Below are 1,549 nucleotides of genomic sequence, written 5' to 3' on the forward strand. Positions count from 1 at the left end.
TAATGTCTACTGAATAACAGAAAAAGCCTTATATATCAAGCTATAGAAGGCGTTTTATGGTATAATAGGTGCAAGGAAAAGAGGGAAAATGCGCAAAAAACCTTGCACCTGGAGGGCGGCTATGTATCGCTACAGCAATGGACAGATCAGCCTGTCAGATTTCAAGCAGCCGGTTGGCATGAATCTGAAAGAGAGCAACCGGTGGGTAAAGAAAGCCCAGACGATCCCCTGGTTGGAGATCGAGAAGCGGTACGCCGCTCTGTTTACCAACCGCAAGGGCAATGTAGCCAAGCCGTTGCGGCTTGCTCTGGGCGCCTGTATCATCCAGGCGGAGTATGGCTACTCCGACGAGGAGACCGCGCTGCAGATCCAGGAGAATCCGTACCTGCAGTACTTCTGTGGGTATCCCGGCTATGATGACGAAAAGCTGCCCTTTGACCCGTCTTTGATGGTGTACTTCCGCAAGCGTCTGACGCCGGAGATACTGGGAGAGATCAATGAGATGATTCTCCGGGACGCAAAGGAGCATCAGGCAAAAGAGGATGACGATGATGACTCTGACGATACTCCGGGAACTGGCGGAAACCGCGGAACGATGATTGTGGATGCCACCTGCGCGCCGTCCAATATCCATTATCCTCAGGATGTTTCTCTGCTCAATGAGGCCAGGGAGAACGCCGAGAAACTCCTGGATGCTCTTCATGACCCCGCGGATGGAAAGAAACCGAGGACATATCGCAAACGCGCCCGCAAAGACTACCTGAAGTACGCAAGATGCCGCAAGCACACCGCAAAGATGACCCGCAAAGCCATCGGCAAACAGCTTTCCTACCTCTGGCGTGACCTCAAGGCCATTGATGACAAGCTGTTGCTTGGAAAACCGCTTACAGCACGGCAGGTGGAGCGTCTGAATACGCTCCGCACCATCTATGAGCAGCAAACGTACCTATACGATAACCGTACCCACAGCGTACCTGACCGGATCGTCAGTGTGAGCCAACCTTTCGTTCGTCCCATTGTACGAGGGAAAGCAGGCAAGCCGGCGGAGTTTGGCGCTAAGCTGGACGTCAGTGTTGTGGATGGTTGGACGCGGTTGGAATACTGCTCCTTTGACGCCTACAACGAAGCTGGGAATCTGCAGGAGATGGCGGAACGGTTCCGGGAACGGGAGGGCCATTACCCCAGCCGTATTCTGGCGGACAAGATCTACCGAAACCGTGAGAATCTCAGCTATTGCAAAGAGCACGGAATCCGGCTCTCCGGCCCTGCATTGGGCCGCCCAAGGAATGGCGGGACCAGGGACAAGACTCAGGACTACCGGGACGAGTGCGAGCGTGTGGAAGTGGAGCGCAGGTTCAGTCTGGCCAAGCGCAAATGCGGCATGGGATTGGTCACCGCAAAACTCCGGGAGACCGCTGCCCATGTGATTGCCATGTCCATTCTGGTGCTGAATCTCCGCAGGATTCAGTGCGCCCTTTTGTGCCTGCTTGCAGGTTTGCTCGTCATTTTCTGGCCCCAGAAAAAATTGGCGGTTGTTCAGTAGACATTA

The 1,549-nt window shown here is 54.3% G+C and carries 1 protein-coding gene; it reads left to right on the forward strand.

Features of this window, described 5'->3' with window-relative positions:
• Window positions 1-121 precede the first annotated feature (121 nt).
• A complete protein-coding gene (locus tag H6B51_RS17000) occupies window positions 122-1,543 on the forward strand; it encodes an IS5 family transposase (protein WP_243421379.1) in 1,422 nt (473 codons plus the stop codon).
• Window positions 1,544-1,549: the final 6 nt, after the last annotated feature.

This window comes from Pseudoflavonifractor phocaeensis (genome assembly GCF_016901955.1).
Taxonomy (GTDB): domain Bacteria; phylum Bacillota; class Clostridia; order Oscillospirales; family Oscillospiraceae; genus Flavonifractor; species Flavonifractor phocaeensis_A.